The organism is Streptomyces sp. NPDC057302 (assembly GCF_042667685.1).
Lineage (GTDB): Bacteria > Actinomycetota > Actinomycetes > Streptomycetales > Streptomycetaceae > Streptomyces.
Genome location: NZ_JBHUZJ010000157.1, coordinates 1 through 6747 on the forward strand (window position 1 = coordinate 1; position 6747 = coordinate 6747).

At 72.2% G+C, this 6747-nt stretch carries 6 protein-coding genes; 5 read left to right on the forward strand and 1 reads right to left on the reverse strand.

The window, feature by feature from the left end; all coding sequences use genetic code 11:
• Positions 1-135: 135 nt before the first annotated feature.
• Entirely contained in the window at positions 136-768 is a 633-nt protein-coding gene (locus tag ACFUPX_RS43795; protein ID WP_383335294.1) for a TetR/AcrR family transcriptional regulator, read from the reverse strand.
• Between the two features lie 127 nt (positions 769-895).
• Between ACFUPX_RS43795 and ACFUPX_RS43800 the strand changes: the two genes are divergently transcribed.
• From ACFUPX_RS43800 to ACFUPX_RS43820, 5 genes are all read left to right on the forward strand, one after another.
• Entirely contained in the window at positions 896-2551 is a 1656-nt protein-coding gene (locus ACFUPX_RS43800) for an FAD-binding dehydrogenase (RefSeq protein ID WP_383335296.1), read from the forward strand.
• Between the two features lie 211 nt (positions 2552-2762).
• Positions 2763-3722 (forward strand): hypothetical protein, encoded by a 960-nt coding sequence (locus ACFUPX_RS43805; RefSeq protein ID WP_383335298.1) that lies wholly within the window; start codon positions 2763-2765, stop codon positions 3720-3722.
• A 41-nt stretch (positions 3723-3763) separates the two neighbouring features.
• Positions 3764-5332, forward strand: coding sequence for an APC family permease (locus ACFUPX_RS43810; RefSeq protein ID WP_383335300.1), 1569 nt, complete (start codon positions 3764-3766; stop codon positions 5330-5332).
• A gap of 141 nt (positions 5333-5473) precedes the next feature.
• The gene (locus tag ACFUPX_RS43815) at positions 5474-6139 is read left to right on the forward strand and encodes a molybdopterin-dependent oxidoreductase (protein WP_383335303.1); all 666 of its coding nucleotides are present in this window, start codon (positions 5474-5476) and stop codon (positions 6137-6139) included.
• Entirely contained in the window at positions 6111-6713 is a 603-nt protein-coding gene (locus tag ACFUPX_RS43820) for a cytochrome b/b6 domain-containing protein (RefSeq protein WP_383335301.1), read from the forward strand. Before ACFUPX_RS43815 ends, ACFUPX_RS43820 begins: the two co-directional genes overlap by 29 nt.
• Positions 6714-6747: the final 34 nt, after the last annotated feature.

Genomic DNA, 6747 nt, shown 5'->3' on the forward strand with positions numbered 1-6747 from the left:
AAAGATCCCCCCAAAGCCCCCCGCCCGGGGTCACCGCCCGTCGTCGACAGGCCGCGGCGGCCGGGCCCCCGCCCCCCCCCCCCGCGCCGGTGATGACGACGGTCCTGCCGGTGAGGTCGTGCGGGTTCGGTTCGGTCATGGTGTGTCTCCCAAAGCGTGGTGAGGGGCGTTCAGCAGGGCCGCGGTGGTCTCCACCAGGTCGGCGAGGAAGAGCTCCTCGCCGGTCAGGGGAGTGACGGCGGCCAGGTACTGGCCCGCGCGGTCGGCCATGGCGGCGCCGACGAGGGTCAGGGCCAGGTCGAGGCGGTGGAGCCGCAGCGGCTCCGGGAGCGCGGTGAGGCACTCCTCGACGCGGCCGATCAGGTCCCAGTAGACGGTGCCGTCGATGGTGGGATGCGGGGTGCGGGTGCGCACGCCGCTCTCGTGGCTGAGCTGGGCGGAGATGCGCAGGCAGCGGCGGCCCCGCTCGGTGCGCAGCTCGCTGGCCTCGGCGGCCACGAGGGCGCGCAGGAGCCCGCGGAGCCCGTCGGGGGCCGGGGTCAGCTCGGCGGAGAGCACCTTCTCCGTACGGGACTGGCGCTCGGCCATGACGGCGTCGAGCAGACCGCCCCGGCTGCCGAAGTGGTACTGCACCGCGGAGGGGTTGCTCTGCCCGGCGAGCCGGACAATGTCCCGCAGCTGCGCGCCGTGCACGCCCTGCGCGGCGAAGACTTCCTCGCCCGCGCGGAGCAGCTTCTCCCGGGTCTCCGGTCCTGAGGTCCTGGCCATGACGTCATAATAATGCTGGCCATTATTAAAAGCCAGGAGCTGTTACCCGAGCCAGACGGTTGACGCCGCCCCCGCGGATACTCAGGATCTGACTCACCAGTAACCCCTGCCTAGGAGGAACCCCCGGATGGCCTACGACGCAGACGTCATCGTGATCGGCGCGGGGCTCGCGGGCCTCGCGGCCACCGCGGAGCTCGTCGACGCGGGCCGCCGGGTCATCCTCGTCGACCAGGAGCCCGAGCAGTCGCTCGGCGGCCAGGCGCACTGGTCCTTCGGCGGGCTCTTCTTCGTCGACTCTCCGGAGCAGCGCAGGCTCCGCATCAAGGACTCGCACGCCCTCGCCCTCCAGGACTGGATGGGCACCGCCGCCTTCGACCGCCCCGAGGACCACTGGCCGCGCAAATGGGCCGAGGCGTACGTCGACTTCGCCGCGGGCGAGAAGCGGGCCTGGCTGCACGGGCAGGGCGTGCGGTTCTTCCCCGTGGTCGGCTGGGCCGAGCGCGGCGGCTACGACGCACAGGGGCACGGCAACTCGGTGCCCCGCTTCCACATCACCTGGGGCACGGGCCCCGGCCTCGTCGCCCCCTTCGAGCGCCGGGTCCGCGAAGGGGTCGCCCGCGGCCTCGTCCAGCTCAAGTTCCGCCACCGGGTCTCGGGCCTGACCCGCAGCGCGGGCAGCGTCGACACCGTCACCGGCGAGGTCCTCGCACCCTCCGACGCCGAGCGCGGCACGGCGAGCAGCCGCGAGGCCACCGGGTCCTTCGAGTTCAGGGCGCAGGCGGTGATCGTCACCTCCGGCGGCATCGGCGGCAACCACGACCTCGTACGGGCCAACTGGCCGAAGCGGCTCGGGACTCCGCCGGAGCGCATGGTCGCCGGTGTGCCCGCGCACGTCGACGGACGGATGCTCGGCATCACCGAGGAGGCGGGCGCGCGCCTCATCAACCGCGACCGCATGTGGCACTACACCGAGGGCATCCAGAACTGGAACCCCATCTGGGACAACCACGGCATCCGCATCCTGCCAGGCCCCTCCTCGCTCTGGCTCGACGCGCGCGGCGACCGTCTCCCCGTGCCGCTCTTCCCCGGCTTCGACACCCTCGGCACGCTCGAACACATCATGAAATCCGGGTACGAATACACCTGGTTCGTGCTCAACCAGCGCATCATCGGCAAGGAGTTCACGCTCAGCGGCTCCGAGCAGAACCCCGACCTCACCGGCAAGTCCGTGCGGGGCGTCATCGACCGGGCGCGCGCCGACGTGCCCGCCCCGGTGAAGGCGTTCATGGACAACGCCGCCGACTTCGTCGTGGAGAAGGACCTCCCCTCCCTCGTGCGCGGCATGAACGCGCTCACCAAGGAGCCCCTCATCGACGAGGCCGCGCTGCGGCGCACGATCACCGCACGCGACCGGGAAGTCACCAACCCCTTCACCAAGGACCTCCAGGTCACCGCCATCCACGGCGCCCGCAAGTTCCTCGGCGACCGGCTCATCCGGGCCGTCGCCCCGCACCGCATCCTCGACCCCAAGGCGGGCCCGCTCGTCGCGGTGCGGCTCAACATCCTCACCCGCAAGACCCTCGGCGGCCTGGAGACCGACCTGTCCTCGCGCGTCCTGACCGAGGGCGGCGAGCCGCTTCCCGGCGTGTTCGCGGCGGGCGAAGCCGCCGGGTTCGGCGGCGGGGGAGTGCACGGCTACCGCTCGCTCGAAGGCACGTTCCTCGGCGGCTGCCTCTTCTCGGGGCGCGCGGCGGGCCGCGCTGCCGCCAAGTCGGTGGGGTGAAAGGGGCGTTCGTCGCATCGCCGCATGATCGTCGTCGCTTGTCCGAATCGTGTCCTGGCGGGTAATTCCGCAGGTCGGGGATGAAGTCTGCGGATTCTGAAACGAGTTGGTGAAGGCCCCTGGCGTGGGCAGACCTTGACTGGAGGGCTGCCTACCGCTTTGCTGTGCGTGATCATCCGCACGCGATCCGCGCCGGGGAGGAAGTCCCGCGGTGTCACCACCTCCACCCCCCTTGGGCCGCTCCCGCAAGCGAGCCGCCTACGCCTTCGACCCCGCACTCGACGACGCCGAACTCGCCGAAGCCCGCACCGCCCTGACCCAGGGGCGCTGGACCGAGGTCCGCGCGCTGCTCGCCGGCACCGGCGACGACTGGGACCGCCGGGGGCACCGGTTCGACGTACTCGCGCAGGAGCACACCACCACGGCCTGGGCCCGTGACTGGCGGCTCGCCGAGCCGGAGAGCACCGACGCCCTCCTGCTGCTCGCCCATGCCTCCGTGCACCTCGCGCTGCGCGGCAAGGGGCGCTCGGAGAAGGCGCGGGAGGCCTGCCGCGAAGTGGCCGCGCTGCTGCCCGCCGACCCCACGCCGTGGCTCGCGCTGCTCACCCTGGAGCGCTCCCTGGGCCGCGAGGAGGACGTCGTCCGGCTCTTCGACGAGGTCCGCCACCGGCACCCCGAGCACCACCACGCCCACCACCTGATGGTGGCCAGGCTCGCCGAGCGGCGCCCCGCCGCGGGCCAGGACCCGCTGCACGAGGTGTACGACTTCGCCGCCTGGGCCGCCGAACAGGCGCCCGCGGATTCGCCGTTGGCCGTCCTGCCCGTCATCGCGCACGCCGAGCGCTACCGCGTCCTGTCCGCCGCGGGCAGCGAGCCCGTGAACCCGGCCGCCTCCGAGCACTGGACGGGACGCCGGGCCCGCCAGGTCATGAAGGCCGCCTTCGACTGGTGGCTGGAGTGGGAGATGCCCGGGACCAGGGCCCACCCGCGCTGCCGCGTCGACCTGAACTTCCTCGCCCACGCCAAGTTCTGCGAAGGCAGGGCGGCCGAGGCTGCCGCCCTGTTCCACCGCATCGGGCGGCACGCGACCCGAGCCCCCTGGTCGTACCCGGACCGGGACCCGTACAAGGCGTTCACCGCCGCGCGCGGCGCCGCGCTCGGCTCCGCCTGACCCACCGCACCAACCGGCCCACCCGAAAGGACAACCGCGCCATGGCGACGGGCAGTTCGAGCAGCACGAGACCAGCGGGCAACGCCGCCGCCGACGGCAGCGGCATCAGCACGTACAAGGGGCAGGAGACGGCCCTGCGCGCCGGGCGCCTCGGCACGGCGGGTCTCCTCCTGTCCGTGCTCGCGGCGACCGGACCGCTCATGGTCGTCGCGGGCGTCATGCCCACCACGTACGGCGTGATGGGTGTCGTCGGACAGCCGCTGCTCTTCCTCATCCTCGGCGTGGTCCTCGGCCTGTTCAGCTTCGGCTACGCCGAGATGAGCCGCCACGTCCACAACGCCGGCGCCTTCTACGCGTACATATCCAGGGGCCTTGGCGGCACCGCGGGCGCGGGCGCCTCGCTGGTCGCGCTCGTCGCCTACAGCGTGCTCCAGGCGGGTCTCTACGGCCTGCTCGGCTTCGAGGTCTCCGGCCTCCTGAACACCTACTTCGACGTCGAAGTCGCCTGGTGGATACCGGCGCTCGTCACCGTCGCCGTCGTCGCCGTGCTCGCCTGGCTGAAGATCGACCTGAACGCGCGCGTGCTCGGCGTGCTGCTGCTCATCGAGGTGGCGCTCGTCGTCATCTTCGACATCGCGGCCATCGCGGACCCGGCCAAGGAAGGCCTGTCCCTGCACGCGTTCAACCCCGACACCCTCACCGGCGCGGGCGTCGCCACCTCGCTCTGCTTCTGCATCGCCGCCTTCACCGGCTTCGAACAGGCTCCCGTGTACGCGGAGGAGACCAGCCGCCCGCAGGTCGTCGTCGCCCGCGTGATGTTCTTCGCCGTCGGCTTCGTGGCGATCTTCTTCGCGATCAGCTCCTGGGCGCTCACCGTCGCCGCCGGCCCCTCCGGCATCGTCCCCGCCGCACAGGAACAGAGCGCGGGGCTGCTCTTCGGGCTCACCGAGTCACGGCTCGGCGGCACCTTCACCGACGTACTCCACGTCCTCTTCGTGACCGGCATGTTCGCGGCGATCCTCTCCTTCCACAACGTGGTCGCGCGCTACGCCTTCGCCATGGGCCGGGAGAAGCTGCTGCCCGCCACGTTCGGCAGGACCAACACCTCGACCGGCGCCCCGGGCACCGGCTCCCTGCTCCAGACGGTCATCTCCGTCATCGTCGTCGTGGCCTTCGCGGTCACCGACGACGGCGAGTTCGGCGACCCGACCGCGCCGGTCCTGCACCTGTTCACCTGGGGCGGCAACATCGGCGCGCTGGGCGTCATCCTCCTGATGGCCACCGCGTCCGTCGCGGTCATCGTCTTCTTCGTACGCCGGGGCGCCGCGCGCGCCCAGGCCTGGCGCATCACCGCCTCCGCGCTCGCCGCGGTCGGCCTGCTCGTCATCGCGGGCTACACCGTCAAGGACTTCGACGTCCTGGTCGGCGCGGGCCCCGGCTCGGCGCTCAGCTGGGTACTGCCCGGCATCATCCTGCTGGCCGCCGTGATCGGCGTGGTCTACGGCGCCGTCCTGCGCTCGACCAAGCCGGAGGCGCACGCACGGATCGGCCTCGGCAACGAGGCGTTCCAGCTGGAGAAGGCGGCGGAGGAGCCGTCCGCCAAGGTGTGACGGAACGCTGACGGATTCCCGCGGCCCCTGTACCCCGGGGGCCGCGGGTGCTCGAATCAAAGGGTGACGACTCCCCCTCAGCGGCAGCCCGAAGAAGACGCCGGCAGCGGTGCCCCGGTGGGCCGCCGGCTGATCCTCGGCATGCTCGGCCTCGGCGCCCTGGGCGTGGCAGCCGCGCCGCCGCTCCAGCGGGGCCTGGAAGCCTTCCTGGGCGCCGCGTCCGACAAGGACCCGACCGGCCTGACGGACCTGCTCCCCAACGGCGGCGGCTTCCGCTACTACTCGGTGGCCGCGTCCGTCCCGCACAAGAGCGCCTCGACGTACCGCCTGAAGATCGACGGCCTGGTGGAGCGCCCCACGGCGTACTCGCTGGCCCGGCTGCGCGCCCTGCCGCAGACCCGCATGGTGCGCGACGTCCAGTGCGTGACGGGCTGGCGGGTGCCGGACACGCCCTTCGAAGGCGTGCGCCTCTCCCGCCTCCTGGACGCGGCAGGGGTGCGCCCCACCGCCCGCGCCGTCCGCTTCACCTGCTTCGACGGGACGTACAGCGAGAGCCTGACGCTGAAGCAGGCGCGGCGGGCGGACGTGATGGTGGCCCTGCGCATGCAGGACAAGGACCTGGGCCACACCCACGGCGGCCCGGCCCGCCTCTATGTCGCCCCCATGTACTTCTACAAGTCGGCTAAGTGGCTCTCCGGGATCACGCTCACCGACGAGGTGGAGACGGGGTACTGGGAGAAGCGCGGCTACGACGTCGACGCGTGGGTGGGTGATTCGAATGGCAGGGACGACCAGCCCACGGCCTGAAGTGGCCTCAAGGGTACGGAGGTTCAGCCCGGCGCAGCGCTGGGTGCACCGGGTGACGGCGCTCCTGATGGGGGTGTGCGTGGCGACCGCCGCGTGTCTGTACGTCCCTCAGCTGGCCGAGCTCGTGGGGCGCCGCGCGCTGGTGGTGACCGTCCACGAATGGTCGGGCCTGCTGCTCCCGGCCCCGTTCCTGGCGGGCCTCGCCTCCCGCGCCTTCCGCGGCGACCTGCGCCTCCTGAACCGCTTTGGCCCGTACGACAGGGCCTGGCTGCGGCGGCGCACCCGGCGGGCCGGAAAGTTCAACGCGGGCCAGAAGCTGTACGCGAGCTGGCTGGCCGGAGCCGTCCTGGTGATGCTGGGCACGGGCCTGCTGATGTGGTTCACGCACCTGGCCCCCCTGGCCTGGCGCACGGGAAGCACGTTCGTCCACGACTGGCTGGCCCTGGCCCTCGGCGTGGTGATCGCCGGGCACGTGGGGATGGCGTGGGCGGACCCGGAGGCGAGGCGCGGGATGCGGACCGGGTCGGTGGACCCGGAGTGGGCGGAGCGGGAGCATCCGCTGTGGCGGAGATAGCCGAAAACGCCGGACGGGCTGGATACTTCCAGCC